This is a genomic window from Parvularcula marina, assembly GCF_003399445.1.
Classification (GTDB): Bacteria; Pseudomonadota; Alphaproteobacteria; order Caulobacterales; family Parvularculaceae; genus Parvularcula; species Parvularcula marina.
Genome location: NZ_QUQO01000006.1, coordinates 1 through 356 on the forward strand (window position 1 = coordinate 1; position 356 = coordinate 356).

1 rRNA gene is annotated in these 356 nt (G+C 51.7%); it reads right to left on the reverse strand.

What is annotated here, in order from left to right:
* A 23S ribosomal RNA gene (locus DX908_RS15980) occupies positions 1-356 on the reverse strand; the annotation flags it as partial.

Consider the following 356-nt stretch of genomic DNA (forward strand, 5'->3'; position numbering starts at 1 on the left):
GCCCCACACGGGTTAACCTCGCCACTGATCACTAACTCGCAGGCTCATTCTTCAAAAGGCACGCTGTCACAGCTACTAAGGCTGCTCCAACGGTTTGTAAGCAAACGGTTTCAGGTACTATTTCACTCCCCTCCCGGGGTACTTTGCACCTTTCCCTCACGGTACTTGTCCGCTATCGGTCATCTGGAAGTATTTAGGCTTATCAGGTGGTCCTGACAGATTCACACGGGATTTCTCGGGCCCCGTGCTACTTGGGATACTCTTCGGACCATTGCAACATTTCGACTACCGGGCTGGCACCGTCTATGGCTGGGCTTTCAATCCCATTCGTCTATATCACTTTGTAATCCTTGCTG